This is a genomic window from Celeribacter sp. ULVN23_4 (assembly GCF_054788345.1).
In genome coordinates this window covers 263,250-282,417 of the sequence record NZ_JBTVYO010000001.1, presented here as the reverse complement: position 1 = coordinate 282,417, position 19,168 = coordinate 263,250, and the positions used below count along the sequence as shown (strand labels likewise).

The window sequence follows — 19,168 nt, the reverse complement described above, 5'->3', positions numbered from 1 at the left end:
ATTCTCACCAAAAGACAAATTGGGTTCGTCAGGTACGAACTGCGTTCTGAGAGGAAGTGCCGTTATGACCAAGCAAAAACTCGTTATCGTTGGAAACGGGATGGCTCCGGGCCGGATGCTGGAGCATCTGTTCGAGGTGACCGATCAATACGATGTGACCATCTTCAACGCCGAGCCGCGTGTGAACTATGACCGCATCATGCTGTCTCCGGTTCTGTCGGGCGAAAAGACTTACGCCGATATCATCATTCACGGTGAAGGCTGGTACGCCGAACATGGCATCACGCTGCACCAAGGTGACAAGATTTCTGAAATCCGCCGCCACGAGCGCAAGGTGATTTCCGAGAGCGGTGTTGTGGCTGAGTATGACAAGCTGGTCATCGCCACCGGCTCGAACCCGTTCATCATTCCTGTGCCGGGCTCCGATCTATCGGGTGTTCTGGCATACCGCGATCTCGATGACACCGACGGTATGATCAAAGCCGCCGAGCAAGGCGGGCGCGCCGTTGTGATCGGCGGCGGCCTTCTGGGGCTGGAGGCTGCCGCAGGGCTGAAGATGCGCGGCATGGACGTGACGGTCATTCACCTGATGCCGACCCTGATGGAGCGTCAGCTCGATACGGCGGCGGGCTACCTGTTGCAGAAAGAGCTGGAAGGCCGTGGCATCGAGGTGCTTTGCGAAGCCAACACCAAGCAGATCATCGGCACAGAGAAGGTCGAAGGCGTGGAACTGGCCGACGGCCGCGTGATCGACGCGTCCCTCGTGGTCATGGCCGTCGGCATTCGCCCGAACGTGGCTCTGGCCAAGGAAGCCGGGCTTGAGGTCAACCGGGGTATCGTGACCGACACCACGATGAAGACCTCTGATCCGAATATCTATTCTGTTGGAGAATGCGTGGAAGTGGGCGGCATGGTCTATGGACTTGTCGCGCCGCTTTACCGCATGGCGAAAGTGGCGGCCGAGCATCTTGCCGGGGCTTCGACCGCTGCTTTCGCCCATACTGAGACACCGACGAAACTCAAGGTGACGGGCTGCGATCTCTACTCCGTCGGCGATTTCGCCGAAGGGGAGGGGCGTGAGGATATCGTGCTGCGCGATGCGATGCGCGGCACCTACAAGCGCGTCATTCTCAAAGACAATAAACTTATCGGAGCAGTGCTCTATGGCGATGTCGCCGATGGGGCGTGGTACAACCAGATGCTCATCTCGGGTGAAGATATTTCCGAGATGCGCGAAACCCTGATTTTCGGTCAGGCCCATCAGGGCGGCGGTCAGGCCGATCCTCTCGCGGCTGTCGCGGCCCTTCCGGATGATGCGGAGATCTGTGGCTGTAACGGCATCACCAAGGGCATGATCGTCGCGGCGATCAAAGACAAAGGCCTCACCTCTCTGGCCGATGTACGTGCCCACACCAAGGCCTCTGCGTCTTGCGGCACCTGCACGGGGCTGGTCGAGGGCGTCATGGGCGTGACCTTGGGCGATGACTTCAAACTCCCCGAGGCGCAGGGCATGTGCGGCTGCACCACCCACGGCCACGGTTTCGTGCGGCGTATGATCAAGGCGAAGGAGCTGAAATCCATCCCCGCGATCATGCAAGAGCTCGAATGGTCCACGGCTGAGGGCTGCGCGAAATGCCGTCCGGCGCTGAACTACTATCTCGTGGCCGATTGGCCGGGCGAGTACAAAGACGACCAGCAGTCACGCTTCATCAACGAACGCGTCCACGCCAACATCCAGAAAGACGGCACCTATTCCGTCGTGCCGCGGATGTTCGGCGGGATCACCACGCCCGATGAGCTTCGTGCCATTGCAGATGTGGCGGACAAATACGACATCCCGACCGTGAAGGTGACAGGCGGTCAGCGCATCGACCTTCTGGGCGTGAAAAAAGAAGACCTGCTCCCGGTCTGGGCTGACCTGAATGACGCGGGTATGGTGTCCGGTGCAGCCTATGCGAAAGGTTTGCGCACGGTGAAAACCTGCGTCGGGACGGATTGGTGCCGCTTTGGCACGCAGGACTCGACGGGTCTGGGCATCAAGCTGGAGAAAGCGCTCTGGGGCTCCTGGTCTCCGGCGAAACTCAAGCTCGCGGTCACCGGCTGCCCGCGCAACTGTGCCGAGGCGACCTGCAAAGACATCGGCATCATCTGTGTCGATAGTGGCTATGAGATCGTCTATGGCGGTGCGGCTGGTCTGCACATCCAAGGCACCTCGCCTCTGGGCAAAGTCGCCACCGAGGAAGAGGTCATGGAGACGGTCTGCGCGCTGACGCAATACTACCGTGAGACCGGGTTTTACTTGGAACGGATTTACAAATGGGCGGAGCGTCTTGGCTATGACCACATCCGCGAGGTGATCTACGACAACTTGGATGAACGCAAAGCTTATGCGGAGCGTTTCGCCTATTCCCAGCAATTTGCGCAGGTCGATCCTTGGGCGGAACGTGTCGCGGGTGCCGAAGCCCATGAGTTCGCCCCGATGGCCACCCTCAAACTGGAGGCAGCAGAATGAACATGCAGACGAAAAACTGGATTGAAGTCGGCACCCTGAACGACATCCCGCGTCAAGGCGCGCGCTGCGTGAAAAAGGGCGAGATGACGATCGCGATCTTCCGCACCACGGACGACCGTCTTTTCGCCCTCGAAGATAAATGCCCGCATAAGAACGGGCCACTGAGCCAAGGCATTGTGCACGACGGATGCGTCACATGCCCGCTTCATAACTGGGTCATTTCCCTCGAAACAGGCACTGCGCAAGGCGCCGACGAGGGCGCGACCGCGACCTACCCGGTCAAACTGGACGGCGAGACCGTACTGCTCGGTCTCTAAGCTTAATCACTGAAGGAACTCTTGGGCTCACTGGAATAATGCAGCGCAAATTCAATGTGCTGCAAACGGTCTTCTTATGCCTATTGAGGTGAAGGGGCCGACTTCGTGGAACAAACCAACTAGGGACAATTCAATGGCTTATGTACAACCGAAGGAATTCGCCGCCAAAATGGTCGATGCGGGCGAATCCAAGATTTTCATGGCGACCAAAGACACTCTGATCCGCGCCTATATGGCCGGTGCCATCCTCGCGCTGGCGGCCGCTTTTGCGGTGACCATCGCCGTCAACACCGGCAACTTCCTCGTGGCCTCGCTGCTCTTCCCGGTGGGCTTTGCAACGCTCTACCTTCTGGGCTTTGATCTTCTGACCGGCGTGTTCACTCTGGCACCGCTCGCCGTGATCGCGAAACGTCCGGGCTGCACCTGGAAAGGCGTCTTCCGCAACTGGGGGCTGGTGTTTGTCGGCAACTTCGCCGGCGCAATGACCACCGCTGTTCTGATGGCAATCGTCTTCACGACCGGCTTTTCGTCTGAACCCAACGCCGTCGGCCAAAAAATCGGTCACATCGGCGAAGCCCGTACGCTGGGTTACGCCGCTGCTGGTGGCGCAGGTCTCCTGACCGTGTTCACCCGTGCCGTTCTGTGCAACTGGATGGTCTCCACCGGCGTCGTGGCCGCGATGATGTCCAACTCCGTCTCCGGTAAGATCATGGCGATGTGGATGCCGATCATCGTGTTCTTCTACCTCGGCTTCGAACACTCCATCGTCAACATGTTCCTCTTCCCCTCGGGTATCATGCTGGGTGGTCAGTTCACCTGGGGCGATTACCTGATGTACAACGAGATTCCGGTGGTTCTGGGCAACCTCGTCGGCGGTCTGACCTTTGTCGGCGCGATGATCTACGCCACGCACTTCAAAGAATCCCCGAAGCGCAACGCTTCCCGCAACGACGACATCTCCGGCGTTCCGGCAGAATAAGGTTCAAGCGCTGGAAAAGGCTCCGCATTTTGCGGGGCCTTTTTCGTTTGGGGGAGGGACATGATGCCAAAGGATGCCAAAGCCCCGGAGGGTCTCAAGGTCACGCTCGGCCAGTATTCCACGGCGGGACGCAAAGCTGAGAACCAGGATTTTCACGGTGCCATTATCCCGGACGGACGCGCGCTGACGCTCAAAGGAATCACGCTCGCGCTTGCCGACGGGATTTCATCCTCTGCGGTGAGTGCCGAAGCTTCGGAGACTGCCGTCAAAAGTCTTTTGACAGATTACTACGCCACGCCCGACGCTTGGACGGTTAAGACCGCCGCCGCGCGTGTGATTTCCGCGACCAATGCTTGGCTCTCTGGGCGCAACACGGGGATCGGCAACATAGATGCAGGACGGGTCTGCACCTTGTCCGCAATGATCCTCAAGGGCCGCGATGCACATCTCTTTCACGTCGGGGACAGCCGTATCCAGCGCCTTGTGGGCAAGAGCTTGGAACCTCTCACCGTCGATCACCGCGTCACACTTTCGCAGGGCGAAAGCTACCTCGGGCGGGCGATGGGGGTGGAGGGGAGTGTCGAGATTGATTACCGCAAGCTGCCTCTGGCCGTGGGAGACATCTATATGCTCTCCACCGATGGCCTGCACGAGTTTATCGACGGCAAAGACCTCACTGAGACGCTCGCGCGCGCAGGTGATCTGGATGTCGCCGCCCGCCAGATCGTGGAACGTGCGCTTGAGAAAGGCAGCGACGACAATCTCACTGTGCAGCTTGTCCGGATCGATGGCCTCCCCGATGGCACCTTTGACATTGAGGCGGCGCATTTGCCGGTACCGAAACTGCCGCGAGACGGAGAGGAGATCGACGGGTTTCGTATCCTGCGCCCGATCCATGTCTCTGCGCGCTCACATGTGTTTCTGGCCGTTGACCCGAAAGGCAATCGTGTCGCGCTGAAAATCCCGGCGACCGATACGGCTGCGGATCAGGATTATCTGCGCCGTTTCATGTTGGAAGACTGGATTGCCCGGCGGATCAGTTCCCCGTATGTGCTGCGCGCGGCCAAAATGCCGGAAACGCAAAGCGCGCTTTATGCCGCGACCGAATTTTTCGAGGCGCAAGCGCTGCGCCAATGGATGGTGGATCATCCAAAGCCCGATCTCGAAACGGTTCGCAAGATCGCCGATCAAATCGCCATGGGTCTGCGCGCCATCCATCGTCGCGAAATGGTGCATCAGGACATTCGCCCCGAGAACATCATGATCGACGCGGAGGGGACGGTGAAGATCATCGATCTCGGCTCTGTGTCCGTCGCCGGAGTCGAAGAGATTGCGCCCGGCACTTTGGGCGAGATGCCGGGAACCTACCAATACACCGCACCCGAGTATTTCACGGGCGATGCGCTTAGCTGGCGCTCGGATCAGTTTGCGCTGGCGATCATCGTCTATGAAATGCTCACCGGGCGTCTGCCTTACGGCACGCAGGTCGCACGCATCCAGTCCCGGCGTGATCAGGCGCGGCTGCAATATGCGTCTGCGAGGGATGACGAGACGGGTCTCCCCGCTTGGGTCGATATGGCTCTGAAACGTGCCACGCATCCCGATCCGTTGCTCCGTTATCATGCCCTGTCGGAATTCATTGCGGATTTGAAACGACCCGGCTCGGATTGGAAGGCACAGACCCATGTGCCGCTTGCTGCGCGCAATCCGCTGCGGTTTTGGCAAGGTCTAAGCGCTATCCTGATGCTGTTCTGCGTTATCCTCACCGTGCGTTTGATGAGCGGTTGAACCCGTCACGGCGGAGTTTTGAACCTTGCGATCTTGAGCTCCGCCCGCGTGCGGGGATTTTGCTTTGAGGCCGTAGGGCGATGACGTTTCGCGCGTATCAGAGGTAAACTCACGCAAATGTTCAAATTGACGATTTTGTCATTGTTGATTTCTGTCGGAAGAAAAGCATGATACTCAAAAATCTATACGCGATTTATTGCGAGTCCTTCCTGAGAAAGGCCGACACTATGCATTTCACGCCACGTCTTCGTTCCATTGCCAAAATTCTGTTGATTGCCGCGACCCTCGGTAGTGCTGTCTCCCCCGCAATGGCGGAAAACCGGTTCGACACTCTGCTCGAAAAATTCGGCAAGTCGAACGGTGAGGCGGGCATCTACAGCTCCAACGGCCGGATCGAGGCGCAGACCGTCGATGTTGCCACGAAATACGCCGGGCGGATCGACAGTGTCACGGCGGCGGAGGGCGATCTGTTGTCTGCGGGCGATGTGATTGCGCAAATGGGTACGGCGGATGCAACGGCGCAGCTCAATGCCGCAAAGGCGGCGGTGCTCCGGGCAAAAGCCGGGCTGACTGTGGCGCAGGCGACTTTGATGCAGGCCGAAAGCGCGCTTTCCGTGGCGCAAACGAGCTACGACCGTGTGGCAAAGCTGCATGAAAGCGGCACCACGGCGCAAAGCACGCTCGATGACGCGACCAACACGCTCAACAGCGCGAAAGCTGCCGTCGAGATGGCCAAGGCGCAAATCGAGGACGCCAAGGCCTCCATCGCCGCCGCTGAGGCCGATCAAGAACAGGTGCAACTGGCGCTCGACGATCTGACGATCAAGGCGCCGCTCCGGGGGCGGGTGCTGTATCGTCTGCATGAACCGGGCGAGGTGATTGACGCTGGGTATCCGGTCGTGACCATGCTTGATCTGAGCAATGTTTACATGAACATCTACCTGCCCGCGACGGTGATCGGCACGCTTGCGGTGGGCGATGAGGCGCGGCTCATTCTCGATCCGATGTCCGACTATGTCGTTCCCGCGACGATCACGTTCATCTCGCCGCAATCGCAATTCACGCCGAAGAATGTCGAAACGCAGGAGCAGCGCGAAGAGCTTGTGTTCCGGGTGAAACTGTCCGTGCCACGCGCGCTGTTGGCGAAATATGAGAGCCTGATCAAAAGCGGGGTGCGGGGCATCGGTTTTGTGCGCACCGCACCTGATGTGGACTGGCCGGAGCATCTGACCGTCAACGTGCCGGAGTGATCCGACATGGAATATGTGGCACGTCTGAACGCCGTGTCGCATCGTTACAAAGCGGTCTTTGCGCTCGACGATGTGACGCTCGACATTCCCGCCGGGAAAGTGGTCGGCCTGATCGGACCGGACGGGGTCGGCAAATCCACGCTTCTGGGCCTCATCTCCGGTGTGCGCAAAGCGCAAGCGGGAGAGGTCACGGTCCTAGGCCATGACATGCGCGACGCCAGTGCCCGCAGCACCCTCGGTGCGCGGATCGCCTATATGCCGCAGGGGCTGGGCAAAAACCTCTATCCGACGCTGAGTGTGCGCGAGAACCTCGATTTCTTCGGGCGTCTCTTTGGCCAGAAACTCGCAGAGCGGCGCGAACGCATTGCCATGCTGACCGAGGCCACGGGGCTTGGGCCATTTCTTGATCGTCCGGCGGGCAAGCTGTCGGGCGGGATGAAGCAAAAGCTGGGGCTTTGCGCGGCGCTGATCCATGATCCTGACCTGCTGATCCTCGACGAGCCGACGACCGGGGTGGACCCTTTGTCCCGGCGACAGTTCTGGGAGCTTATTGATCGCATTCGCGCCAAGCTCACCGGCATGAGTGTGCTGGTCGCCACCGCCTATATGGAAGAGGCGGAACGCTTTGAATGGCTGGCGGCTATGAACGACGGCAAGGTGATCGCGAAAGGCAGCCCGGAGGACATCCGGGCGCAAGCGGGCAAGGCGACACTCGAAGAGGCCTTCATCGAAATGTTGCCGAAAGAGGAGGGCGAGGAGGTCGGAGTGACCCTGCGGCCTCTGCCGAAAAAAGACGGCGCGATGCCGGCCATCGAGGCCTTCGATCTGGTGAAGCGTTTCGGCGATTTTACCGCCGTCGATCATGTCAGTTTCACCATTCCGGAAGGCGAGATTTTCGGCTTTCTCGGCTCCAACGGCTGCGGCAAATCGACGACGATGAAAATGCTCACCGGGCTGTTGCAGCCGACGGAAGGGCGCTCGAAACTCTTTGGCGCAGAGCTTGAGAACGGCGACATGGCCGCGCGCCAGGACATTGGCTACATGTCACAGGCTTTTTCGCTCTATGCCGAGCTGACGGTGCGGCAGAACCTCGAATTGCACGCCAAGCTCTATCACATTCCACCCGAGCGCCGCGCGGAGCGAGTGCGCGAGGTTTTGGACGAATTCGAACTGACCGAGGTGGCGGCGTCGATGCCCGACGGGCTGCCTTTGGGGATCCGCCAGCGTTTGCAATTGGCGGTCGCGACCATCCACGAGCCGCGCATACTCATCCTAGATGAGCCGACCTCCGGGGTTGATCCTCTGGCGCGCGATGCGTTTTGGCGCAAGCTGATTTCGCTGTCGCGCGACGAGGGGGTGACGATCTTCATCTCCACCCATTTCATGAACGAGGCGGAACGCTGCGACCGGATTTCGCTTATGCATGCCGGGCGCGTGCTCGATGTCGGCACCCCCGAGGAGCTGACCGAACGGCGCGGGGCACAGACATTGGAAGAGGCTTTCATCGCAGCGCTGGAAGGTGAGACGCAGGCCGATGAGGGCGCGGCGGACACCGATGCTTTGAAGAATGATGTCGAGGCCGTCGCCCCCAATGCGCTGCAACGCGCGTTGAGCCGTCTTTGGGCCTATACCTCGCGCGAAACGCTGGAATTGATCCGCGATCCGATCCGGATGTTCTTTGCGCTTGCGGGGCCGATCATCCTTTTGATCACCATGGGCTTCGGGATTTCCTTTGATGTCGATAAGCTGAGCTTTGCGGTCAACGACATGGATCACACGCCGGAAAGCCGTCGTCTGATCGAGGCGTTCAGCTCCATTCCGCAATTCGACCAGAAAGACGATTTTACCACGCTTGATGCGCTGGATCGGCGGATGGAGAGGGGCGATCTGACGGTGGCGCTGGAAATTCCCGATGGCTTCGGAAAGGCGCTGCATCAAGGGATCGACACGCCGGAAATCTCGCTCTGGATCGACGGCTCTATGCCGTTCCGTGGAGAAACCGCCGAGGGTTATGCGCTTGGCCTTCTGACGCAATTCGCTGACGACCTTGCCACCGAGACGGGCACGGAAAGCTCCGACAGCCTGTCGGTCACGACGCGCTATCTCTACAATCAGGCCTTCAAAAGCGCGCATGCCATGGTGCCGTCGATGCTTATGCTGATCCTGATGCTGATCCCGGCGATCATGTCGGCGATCTCGGTCGTGCGCGAAAAGGAAACCGGAACGATTGCCAACTTCCGCGCCACCCCGGTGCGCAAGGTGGAGTTCCTCGTCGGTAAGCAAATCCCCTATATCATCATCGCCTGGTTCAATTTCTGGGTTCTGGCGGGGCTTGGTCTTTGGGTCTTCGGGGTGCCGCTGCATGGCAGCCTGCCTGCGCTTGGGCTGGCCGCGCTGTTCTATGTCATTGCCACCACGGGCTTCGGGCAGTTTATGTCGAGTTTTACCCGCACACAGGTCTCGGCGGTCTTCGCGACGGCGGTGCTATCCATCATTCCAACGGTGAATTTCTCCGGCCTGATCACGCCGGTCTCCACGCTCGCGCCCATGGGGCGCATCGTAGGCCTGTCCTTCCCCGGTGCATGGTTCCAGCCGGTCTCCATCGGCACCTTCCTCAAGGGCTTCGGTTTCGGCGATGTGGCGATGAACATCCTCGTCATCGCGGGGTTCTGCCTGATCTATCTTACCCTATCCGTGCTTGCCCTGCGCAAGCAGGAGGCCTGACATGTTGAAAAGCCTCGCCAATATCCTCCGCCTGACGGTCAAGGAGCTGCGTGCGATCCGCGGCGATCTCGTGATGGTCGCCTTGATCCTCTACGTGTTCAGCGCGGCCGTCTGGCTTGTGTCTGATGCCGGTTCGACCGAGGTGAAGGATTTGTCCGTCGCTGTGGTCGATGAAGACCACAGCCCGCTTTCGGCCCGGATCATCGACGAAATCCGCGCGCCCCTCTTTGCTACGCCCGTGCTTTTGAGCCCGGCGGAGGCGGCAGAGGCGCAGACCAATGGCGACTATGTTCTGGTCGTCTCTCTGCCCCCCGATCTTGAGCGCGATCTGCGCCGGGGCGATGAGGCTGAAATACAAATTCTTGCGGATGCCACCGCCGTGGCCTTTGCGGGCAATGGCTCGTCCTTCATGACCCAGCTGCTGGCCGAAACCGTCTCCGATTATCTCACGCCGGGCGTCGACAGCGATGATCTGGTGAATGTGGTGTTCCGCAGCCGGTTCAATCCAAACATGACCGCGCGCTGGTTCACTTCCGTGATGCAGCTGATGAACAACGTTACGATGCTGATGCTGATCTTGTCCGGGGCGTCTTTGATCCGCGAACGTGAACGTGGCACCATCGAACATGTGCTTGTGATGCCCGTGCGTCCGCATGAGATCGTCCTGTCGAAAATCTTCGCCACCGGCGGCGTGATCCTTTTCGCCTCTGTGCTGAGCCTTGTACTGGTGGTGCAGGGGGCGATGGGGGTGCCGATTGCCGGGTCTCTGGCGCTCTATGTGCTCGGCGCGGCGATCTATGTCGTGTCGGTGGCTTCGCTCGGTCTGATGCTCGCGAGTTTCACGCACAACATGGGGCAATTCGGACTTCTGACCATTCCGGTGATCGTCATCATGATCCTTCTGTCAGGGGGCATTACCCCGCTCGAATCCATGCCCGACTGGCTCCAGATCGTCATGCGCACGATCAGCCCCTCGCCGCATTTCGTCTCCTTCGCCCAATCCGTCCTCTATAGGGGCGCAGGGCTGGATCTCGTGATCGGACAGCTTGCCGCGATGGTGGCGATGTCGATTGTGGCCCTGTTTATGGTGCTGGCTCGGTTCCGTAAAATCCTGAGCTGAGGCTGTGCAAAGAGCATTCGGGGCGCGCTGTTCTGACATATCTGATTTAGGGTGAAATGGCTGGGGGATTGGATTTGTTTTTATATCAGTGTGATGGGAAATTTTAGGATATTGTATCAATTCTTTTTGCAGTCAAATCGGGTTTGACTCATGGTTGTGCTGCTCGGCGGCTTTGGTTCTCAGCGTTGGATTGTTTTCGTGCAAGCGACACTCGTTGTGATTGGCAGAATGGATCGGCAGATTTGTCTCCCTCATGAAAGCCGGGAGGGAATGTTGCCAATGGGCTGGCTTTGAGAATGTCGACGAAGCGGTCACATTCTCTGCGCCTGGCGCCAAACTCGGCTATGCGCAGTTTTTGCACTCCCGTGTTGAATTCATCCATATCGAGGGGCCCATAAAGCAAGCGCGTGAAACCGATAAAGCGTTTCGACTTTAACTTGATCTATCACATAAAGTCGAAACGCCCGCTCCGCTTGGACGTTGCGCCGCGTTTCTGCTCAAACCCTGATTCAGGTTTAAGTAGAAACGCTTTAGGAAAGGGGTTTTCAGCCCTCCCACCCCCAAGAAGTCCAACTCTGATCGGGTGGAAAGCTGTTGCATTCCCTTGCGCAAGTTTTGCGCAGGGGCGAACATATCTACATGCATTTATGAACATCCAAAAGGGAAGATATCGCGAGGCTAATGGCTGAATTGATCCCGAAATTCCCTTGAAACTGCGGTAAAGTTGATTTTTTGACGTTTTGATTTGAAGTGTCGTGATCCGGCGATCAGGCCTCTTGAAGGTCAATTCTCAAAAGGCCTTTGGTTGCGCTAAACCCAGAGTGGGGCGTATGGTGGCATTATGTCGCACATCAAGCAATGTGCGGATGTTCCCACCCCTACGGCAGGACAACCACAATGACACATCATCCAGATTACCCCAGCCGGCGCGGCTTCCTGAAAGCTTCCGCCGCTGGTGTCGTTTTGTCCGGGCTTGCAAGCCCCACTATGGCAAAAGACACCACTCCCCCTGTGCCCCTCGACGAATATGAACGCGCGTATCTCAACGCTGACGAATGGGCTTTTGTTATGGCCGCGACCGCAAGGCTGATCCCCTCCGCGGGAGACGGTCCGGGCGCGATCGAAACGCGCGTTCCCGTCTTCATTGATCTCCAGCTTGCCGGTGATTTTGGCACAGCCGACGACTGGTACATGGAAGGCCCGCATAATGCGAGCGCCGACCCTGCATTCGGCTGGCAAACACCGCTGAGCCCCGCTGAAATCTACCGTGAGGCCATCCCCGCCTTTAACGCATGGTGCGCGGAGACCTACGGCAGCGATTTTTCCGAACTGGAAGCCGCGCAACAGGATGAAGCTTTGACATCGCTTCAGAAAGGCGAAGTCGGGCTGACTGACGAATTGCGCGATTTCTTTTCTCTTCTGCTGTCCAACACCAAGGAAGGCTACTTCGCCGATCCGATCTATGGCGGAAATCATGGCATGCAGTCTTGGGTCTACATTGGCTTCCCAGGTGCGCGGGCGGCGTTCCGCGAATGGCCGGAACGTCACAATATCGAATACCCGCTGGGACCTGTGTCCATCAGCGGTGAAAGGGCTTGAGCATGGCACGTCAAGAACAGAAAAAAGACGTCGTGATCGTCGGCCTTGGCTGGACCGGTTCCATTGCGGGGATCGAACTGGCACAAGAAGGTTTGGAGATCGTCGCCCTTGAACGCGGCCATGATCAGGCGACCGTGCCGGATTTCAAATACCCGAACCAGATTGACGAGTTGAAATATGGTGTGCGTCTGAAAATGATGCAAAAGCCCAGTCAGCAAACGGTGACGGTGCGTCGCAACGATGGCGAAACCGCGCTTCCGTACCGTAAACTCGGGTCTTTTCTTCCGGGCAATGGTGTTGGCGGGGCAGGCACGCACTGGAACGGTTTGAATTGGCGTCCGCAGCCGGAAGAGCTTCGCCTGCGGTCCTATGTCGAGGAAAACTGGGGCGAAGAGATCATTCCGGAGGGTATGAACCTCGGCGATTACCCCGTGAGCTATGATGAGCTTGAAGCTTACTTTACCCGTTTTGAAAAAGTCGCAGGAATCTCCGGCAAGGCTGGCAATCTGAACGGCGAAATTCAAGAGGGCGGGAACCCGTTCGAGGGCTGGCGTTCGGAAGACTATCCGATGCCGCCGCAAAAGCGCACTTGGGACAGCCAGAAATTCCATGATGCCTGTGTCGCATCTGGCTATCACCCGTTCCAAGCTCCGGCAGGGATTGCCTCGACCGCCTATGTGAACCCTTACGGAATGCAGATGGGGCCGTGCAACTACTGTGGCTTCTGTGAGCGCTTCGGGTGCTACCAGTATTCCAAATCCTCGCCGCAAACTTCCATCCTCGATGCGCTCAAGCGGATGCCGAATTTCGAATACCGTACGGAATCCGAAGTGCTACGGGTCGAGCTGGCAGAAGATGGCAAAACCGCGACGGGTGTGACCTATTGGGACGATGCTGCGCAGGAAGAAGTGTTTCAACCTGCGGATATCGTGATCCTCTCCTCTTACCAGCTGAACAACGTCCACCTGATGTTGCTCTCCGGGATCGGCGGCGCTGCCTACAACCCGCTGACGGGGGAAGGCACGGTTGGCAAGAACTACGCGTACCAAATGAATGGTGGCGTCTCGATGTTCTACAAGGACGAGGAATTCAACCCCTTCGTCGGGCACGGGGCGAACGGGGTCTGTATTGATGACTTCTCGATCAACCAGAACGACTTTGGGGAACTCGGGTTCATTGGTGGATCGTATTGGCGCTCCGGGACATTCAACGGGCAGCCGATCCGTAGCATGTCTCTCCCCTCAGGCACGCCCTCTTGGGGTGCAGGTTGGAAAGAGGGCATTGCGGAGTGGTACGGACACAAGATGTCGATCGGCTCGCACGGGTCCCACATGGCCTATGCGAACAACCACCTCGATCTCGATCCGACCTACAAGGACCGACATGGCCGTCCGCTCATGCGCATGACGTTCAACTGGCAGGACAACGACCTGAAGATGAACCAATACATGAAAGAAATGATGGTTCCTCTGGCCGAGTCGATGAACCCGGACAGCATGGGTGTGGCGTTCAAAGGGCTGGGCGCGCAATACAGCGTCGTCCCGTACCAAACCACGCACAACACAGGTGGTCACATCATGTCAGAGACCGCAGACGAAGGCGCCGTCAACCGCTACTGCCAAGCTTGGGACAAGCACAACGTCTTCGTCATGGGGGCCGGTAACTTCGTGCAAAACACTCAATACAACCCGACGGGCCTTGTCGGTGGTCTGGCGTACTGGACGGTCAATGCGATCCGCACCCAGTATCTGTCCAACCCGCGGCCGCTGGTCTGAGGAGACGAAATATGAAAACCTTTCTCAGAATTGTCGCTGGTCTCGTGGTGTTGGGCGTGGTCGCCCTTCTGGCCTTTATCTTTGTGCCGGTGCAGCGCACCGCGCCGAACGAGGCACTGGCCGCCGATTGGCAGCCGGAACCCGGTCAGGGTGAGTATGTGATGTATGCCTCCGACTGTGTGGCCTGTCATACTGCGGATGGGGGCGCGTCGCTTGCTGGCGGGCGTGCGATCGCCAGCCCGATGGGCACGATCTGGTCCACCAACATCACTCCCGATCCGGAGACCGGGATCGGCGGTTGGTCCTTGGACGACTTCCGTGCCGCCATGGTCGATGGCGTGATGCCGAACGGGACACATCTCTATCCGGCGATGCCCTACGAAAACTTCCGTCACATGAGCGAGAGCGACATCCGCGCGCTTTATGAATACCTCATGAACGAGGTCGAGCCGGTCACGAACGAGGTTGAAGAGACCAAGCTTTCCTTCCCGTTCAACATGCGGTTCGGCATTCGGGCTTGGAACTGGCTGGCGCTTTCGGGTGACGCAAGCTTCGCGCCCTTGGGCACATCCGACATGCAGGATCGTGGGCAGTACCTCGTCGAAGGTGCGGGCCACTGTGCGGCCTGTCATAGCCCCCGCACCCAGTTTATGGCACAGGACGGGGTGACGGCCGACGAAGAGAGCTTTCTCGCAGGTGGCGTGATCGATGGCTGGAATGCGCCCGCGATCTACGGCCCGAAATCGACCATTGCCGATTGGGGTGTCGAAGAGACCGCCGCGTATCTCGAAACCGGTCGCAACGCATATTCCACAGCAAACGGTGAGATGGCGCTGGTGGTCGAACATTCGCTCCAACACCTGACGGACGAGGACAATCTGGCCATTGCCTCCTTCTTGTTGGGCGAAGATGCCGAGGTGGCTTCTGTCGCGGGCACGATGAAAGTCATGCCCGACCCTGTCGCCGATGCTGCCGGAGAAGCGACCGCTCAGATGCTGACGGAGGCCAATCCGGATATGCCGCTCGGCGCACGTCTCTATCTCGACAACTGCTCGGCCTGTCACTTCGTCACCGGCAAAGGGGCGCCGGAGATTTTCCCGGAACTCGCGGGGAATGCTCTGGTCAACGGGTCCGAAGTGACGCCTCTGATCTCGATCATTCTGAACGGGACTGACATCCCGTCGACCGAGAAGCGCCCGATGCATCTCGTCATGCAGGGGTATGCGGACCGGCTGGATGATGACGAGGTGGCGGAACTCGCGACGTTCCTGCGCAGCGCGTGGGGGAACGATGCGGCACCTGTTTCGACCGCAGAGGTCGCTTCCATTCGCGAGAGTGACGCCATTCATTGATCGAACGCGAAAGACTGAAAATGGGGCTGGCCTAAGTGCCAGCCCCATTCATTTGGCTTTGACACTCCGGCCTATACCGAAGTGGAATAAGTATGCTTGGTGCTGAGATAATATGCCGAGACACAGAGGGTACGTTCAAGTTGCCGCGCTGTTCACGTGGTTATTCCTTGTGGCGGTCGGGATTTTCTATCGCCGAAAGTGATCGGTGGCGGCACTATGTCCTTGGCGGTCTTGAGTGCGTTCTCTCTTGAAATTCGTCGCGTCGTCGCGTCGTCGCGTCGTCGGGACGGCGTCGGCCTTTGGAAGCTTGATTGTGATCCCGGCTGTGATCGATTTTGTTGTCGTGAGTTGTGAATCGGCATGCAAGATTGCCTCCCCCCTTGATATTTCCGATTTGATGCTTCCTCCGATGCATGAGGGAGCGCGATGGAGATGTCGGTTGTGGAGGCGATTGCGAAGATTAAAGCGTTTCGACTTTAACTTGATCTATCACATAAAGTCGAAACGCTCGCTCCGGTTGGACGTTGCTCCGCGTTTCTGCTCAAACCCTGATTCAGGTTTAAGTAGAAACGCTTTAGACGGGCGTTTCCCCGAACAACGGGCGCAAAATGGTCCGGTCCGGGGCAACCGAGTTCAGCTATGACCGATCCACCCAACCCCGGACGAAGGTCGATCCGTGGCGGTCCGATCTGGATGAGATGCTGGCGGAGAATGACCCGCAGCCCAAGCGGCAACGTCTGACGCCGGTTCGGATTTACGAAGAGTTGTACAACCGTGGCTATGATGGCAGCTATGATGCCGTTCGGCGTTATGCGACCCGTTGATCGACAGCGATGAGAGAAGCCTCGGCTGCAGCCAATGTACCGTCACGCTGGAAGCGTGCCTTTGGCAGGGCGCTTCGATCCCGGCGAGGCTTATCAGGTCGATTGGAGCTATGAGATGTCTTGATCGATGGGGTTACCGCGACGGTGAATGTTGCCTGTATGCGTCTGTGTTACAGCCGAATGCCGTATGTCCGCGCCGATCCGCGCGCATGGTGTTCACCGCCCACGACAAGGCGTTCGCGTGCTTCGGCGGAGCTTGCGCGGGGGATATACGACAGCGGGAATTGTCCGCCATTGGTCTAATCGTGTGGCGCAAACAGGAACGTCAACCCGGCGGTGACCGGCTGTATCGAGAGCGAGACCCGTGATGCTCGGCGGGGCAGGTTCCTTGGAAAGCAATTGCATGCCTACCGCTTTATCTACTGCATCCTGAACCGGTATGCGGCGAGCTATGACGACGTGGTGCGGCATCGGTGCAATAACCGTCTGTGTCTAAAACCCGAGCATCTGGAGATCGGGACGCGGGGGGAGAACCTGATGGATGAGCGGGACTTCGCGGCGAACGGGGGCGTTCACGAGATACTCTAGGGGCCCGTTAACATGGCCCGCTACAGATAAGCAGCCCGACACCCTCGGCACCCGTAGAAGGCACAGGGGCATAAAACAGGGGCACTTTCCGGCGGGATTGCTCCGTCGGGCCTTGTTTCTTTGGTCTGGGTGTGATGTTCGGTTAAGATTGGAATCTGACACGTTCTCAAGTGATTGATCCAGAATCTTTTTCTATTTGGGCCTCACAACCAACTTGGAGCTTTTTCCGGGGAAGACTGGAACCTCCGCGCTATGGCTCCTCAAAGCCCATGAAACTGTGGCTCAGATCGCAGTCTTGCCCGAATAACACTGACTGGGCGCAAACGTGGATCAAAGTCCCCTGACAGGGTGCCTCGCGCAGCCGAGCACGGCACCTCGCCCTATCGTACTACCAGAAATGCCTTCGCCCTGCCGCGGAAGCGACAGGGCGAGATTTCACTTGTATTCACGTTGGATAAGGCGGACAGGTCTCTTGACCTGATGAGCACGGGACCAACCTAGTAGTGCCCGCGAAAGCCTTTGAAGTTTAGAGGCTTAGAATGTTCTCCCGGTCGTACACCCGTGCATCGCTTCCTGAAATCACGGGGCTAAGCTGCGAAGCTATGACCAGCGCCGTCACTTCTCTGGGCGTTCGCCCGAGGTATTGGGCAGCAGTCTTTGGCGTTTGGAACCTCTCCAGGAAGGCCTCGTAATCGTCGCAGGTTATGAACTCCGCGGCGTTTCGAAGCCCATTGGGTCGCCGACGATCTACATGGAGCAACCCAGCTGCAACCACTTGACGAAGTTCTCGGCTGCTCAGGGCCAAACGCTTACGCACCTCCTCCAGTGTCAAATCGGCACGCTGTTGACGGCGTATCGCAGCGAGCAGCTCTTTATGACTAATTCTCAGCCCAGCGAGTCCGATCTCGGTTGTCTTGATGTAGGAACCGGGCAGCTCGCCCGCCTCAAGAAAGCGCAGAATGTGGCCTGCTGGGCACCGCAGCACAAATGATGCATGCGAGAGGCTGATCATATCTTTGCGGATGGCATGATCGGGTTGGAGGATCGCACGAGCTTTCATTCGGTTGAGGAGATCATCCAGCATATCAGCGCTGAAACGCGGTTTCTTGAAGGCTTTGGTCGTAATCGGTGTAATCACCCTTTCAGAGACGAGGCCTTCGAACAACGTGATGCCGACACCTAAAAAGTTTGCGCCCTGCTCTGCCCCGAAGCTCTCGGCCAGCGCTTTTATGTGCATGGTGCACGCTTTGAGGCGTACCCTGACATCAAGGCCGACCGGAACTCTTCCGTTGGGCAAAAGGTCATCAAGGATCAAGGTGCGCCTGACCCATTTGCGGGATCGGTCCGTGGTCTCGGCGATCTTCTTGATGCACGCATCAACCTGCACTTCGGGCGGGGCGTACTGGTGTCTGGACAATAGGCAGTAGTCGCCTTGATCCTTGATAAGGCCGAACATGATGTCGCGAAACGCCCGCCGCTCGTCCTGCATCGAGGCCTGCAGCGCCCAACCGTGAAACCATGTCTTGCTGAGCCGCGTCGAATGCCGTCCGAGCGCTTGATCGACCTCATCAAGCAGCTTCGCGTGCCCAGCACGGGTGACCGAGAAGCCCAGATCGATAAGTTCGCGCCGCGTTGCGAGCGGTGATGCATCGGGGCGTAAGGTGCCTTCGGCGATAAACGCGCCCAGTCCCAGGCACCAACGTTCCAGGGTGTCGATCTGGATATCAGGCAACCAGTCCACCATCTGGGTGTTCTGCTCAAGCCGCTCGAGAGCCACGCTTTCAAAGACCGACAAGGCTTGCTGCTGAACTCGCTCCTCCAGGCTATGTAGCCATCCTTCCGCCAGTTCAGCACGAAGCACATGGTCATAGCAGGTCGTGTAATCTGCGTAAGGTAGCTCAATCAGTGCGATTTTATGGCGACTGCAACAACTCATGAAGCGGGGCAACCATTCCCAACGGACCGCGCAGCCGTCCAAGTGGCCATCGGCCAACGACAGATCCTCCCGCCAGCAAATGGGGCAGATGGCAAGATCGTGTTTGCGGATGGACCGGCTCAGAAAACGATGCCCATGAAGCTCAGTGTATTTCTCACTGATCTTGTGGGGACTGTTTAGGATCATGTCTGTGCCGGATGAGCCGGTGAGCGCCGCCAACGCTTTAAGTTGTTGCGGATCACCAGCACAGATCGCCGCCTTGCCGACCCCCATTGCAGTGCAAAACTCGGCAGTGGACCTTGAAGCGTTTGCCGAAGCGTTACGCGACAGGGTCGAGAATGCTGGCTCGCCCTCCTTGGCGGCCAAGGCGACGGGGAGCGCAGAAACCTGTTGTAATTGCACGT

Annotated in this window: 11 protein-coding genes and 1 pseudogene; 11 read left to right on the top strand and 1 reads right to left on the bottom strand. The window is 58.3% G+C overall.

Annotated elements, in window-relative coordinates; all coding sequences use genetic code 11:
* Positions 1 to 64: 64 nt before the first annotated feature.
* From nirB to ACYBHZ_RS01265, 11 genes and pseudogenes are all read left to right on the top strand, one after another.
* The gene (gene nirB, locus ACYBHZ_RS01315) at positions 65 to 2,512 is read left to right on the top strand and encodes a nitrite reductase large subunit NirB (protein WP_460272375.1); all 2,448 of its coding nucleotides are present in this window, start codon (positions 65 to 67) and stop codon (positions 2,510 to 2,512) included.
* Positions 2,509 to 2,829, top strand: a complete 321-nt coding sequence (gene nirD, locus ACYBHZ_RS01310; RefSeq protein WP_460272374.1) for a nitrite reductase small subunit NirD — start codon at positions 2,509 to 2,511, stop codon at positions 2,827 to 2,829. The genes nirB and nirD overlap by 4 nt, the downstream gene beginning before the upstream one ends.
* A gap of 133 nt (positions 2,830 to 2,962) precedes the next feature.
* Positions 2,963 to 3,808 (top strand): formate/nitrite transporter family protein, encoded by an 846-nt coding sequence (locus ACYBHZ_RS01305; RefSeq protein ID WP_460272373.1) that lies wholly within the window; start codon positions 2,963 to 2,965, stop codon positions 3,806 to 3,808.
* 60 nt (positions 3,809 to 3,868) lie between these two features.
* Positions 3,869 to 5,596 carry a protein kinase domain-containing protein gene (locus tag ACYBHZ_RS01300; protein WP_460272372.1) on the top strand — a complete coding sequence of 576 codons (1,728 nt, stop codon included), beginning with the start codon at positions 3,869 to 3,871 and terminating at the stop codon, positions 5,594 to 5,596.
* 227 nt (positions 5,597 to 5,823) lie between these two features.
* Complete coding sequence (locus ACYBHZ_RS01295; protein WP_460272371.1) at positions 5,824 to 6,846, top strand: HlyD family secretion protein; 1,023 nt, start codon at positions 5,824 to 5,826, stop codon at positions 6,844 to 6,846.
* 6 nt (positions 6,847 to 6,852) lie between these two features.
* Positions 6,853 to 9,570 (top strand): ribosome-associated ATPase/putative transporter RbbA, encoded by a 2,718-nt coding sequence (gene rbbA / locus ACYBHZ_RS01290; protein ID WP_460272370.1) that lies wholly within the window; start codon positions 6,853 to 6,855, stop codon positions 9,568 to 9,570.
* A 1-nt stretch (position 9,571) separates the two neighbouring features.
* Positions 9,572 to 10,690: an ABC transporter permease gene (locus tag ACYBHZ_RS01285; protein WP_460272369.1), complete on the top strand. Its 1,119-nt coding sequence runs from the start codon at positions 9,572 to 9,574 to the stop codon at positions 10,688 to 10,690.
* An 858-nt stretch (positions 10,691 to 11,548) separates the two neighbouring features.
* Positions 11,549 to 12,289, top strand: coding sequence for a gluconate 2-dehydrogenase subunit 3 family protein (locus ACYBHZ_RS01280; RefSeq protein ID WP_460273171.1), 741 nt, complete (start codon positions 11,549 to 11,551; stop codon positions 12,287 to 12,289).
* A 2-nt stretch (positions 12,290 to 12,291) separates the two neighbouring features.
* The gene (locus ACYBHZ_RS01275; RefSeq protein WP_460272368.1) at positions 12,292 to 14,064 is read left to right on the top strand and encodes a GMC family oxidoreductase; all 1,773 of its coding nucleotides are present in this window, start codon (positions 12,292 to 12,294) and stop codon (positions 14,062 to 14,064) included.
* Positions 14,065 to 14,075: 11 nt separating this feature from the next.
* Positions 14,076 to 15,416 (top strand): cytochrome c, encoded by a 1,341-nt coding sequence (locus ACYBHZ_RS01270; protein WP_460272367.1) that lies wholly within the window; start codon positions 14,076 to 14,078, stop codon positions 15,414 to 15,416.
* A 584-nt stretch (positions 15,417 to 16,000) separates the two neighbouring features.
* A pseudogene (locus ACYBHZ_RS01265) lies at positions 16,001 to 16,519 on the top strand (IS21 family transposase); the annotation flags it as partial.
* Positions 16,520 to 17,354: 835 nt separating this feature from the next.
* On the opposite strand, the gene ACYBHZ_RS01260 reads toward ACYBHZ_RS01265, so the two are convergent.
* Complete coding sequence (locus ACYBHZ_RS01260) at positions 17,355 to 19,166, bottom strand: TniQ family protein (RefSeq protein ID WP_460272366.1); 1,812 nt, start codon at positions 19,164 to 19,166, stop codon at positions 17,355 to 17,357.
* Positions 19,167 to 19,168: the final 2 nt, after the last annotated feature.

Excerpts from the sequence above, each read along its gene's own strand:
- ACYBHZ_RS01300 (WP_460272372.1), top strand. The coding sequence starts at position 3,869 with ATGATGCCAAAGGATGCCAAAGCCCCGGAGGGTCTCAAGGTCACGCTC.
- ACYBHZ_RS01280 (WP_460273171.1), top strand. The coding sequence starts at position 11,549 with ATGTGCGGATGTTCCCACCCCTACGGCAGGACAACCACAATGACACAT.
- ACYBHZ_RS01275 (WP_460272368.1), top strand. The coding sequence starts at position 12,292 with ATGGCACGTCAAGAACAGAAAAAAGACGTCGTGATCGTCGGCCTTGGC.
- ACYBHZ_RS01270 (WP_460272367.1), top strand. The coding sequence starts at position 14,076 with ATGAAAACCTTTCTCAGAATTGTCGCTGGTCTCGTGGTGTTGGGCGTG.
- nirB (WP_460272375.1), top strand. The coding sequence starts at position 65 with ATGACCAAGCAAAAACTCGTTATCGTTGGAAACGGGATGGCTCCGGGC.
- nirD (WP_460272374.1), top strand. The coding sequence starts at position 2,509 with ATGAACATGCAGACGAAAAACTGGATTGAAGTCGGCACCCTGAACGAC.
- ACYBHZ_RS01295 (WP_460272371.1), top strand. The coding sequence starts at position 5,824 with ATGCATTTCACGCCACGTCTTCGTTCCATTGCCAAAATTCTGTTGATT.
- rbbA (WP_460272370.1), top strand. The coding sequence starts at position 6,853 with ATGGAATATGTGGCACGTCTGAACGCCGTGTCGCATCGTTACAAAGCG.
- ACYBHZ_RS01285 (WP_460272369.1), top strand. The coding sequence starts at position 9,572 with ATGTTGAAAAGCCTCGCCAATATCCTCCGCCTGACGGTCAAGGAGCTG.
- ACYBHZ_RS01305 (WP_460272373.1), top strand. The coding sequence starts at position 2,963 with ATGGCTTATGTACAACCGAAGGAATTCGCCGCCAAAATGGTCGATGCG.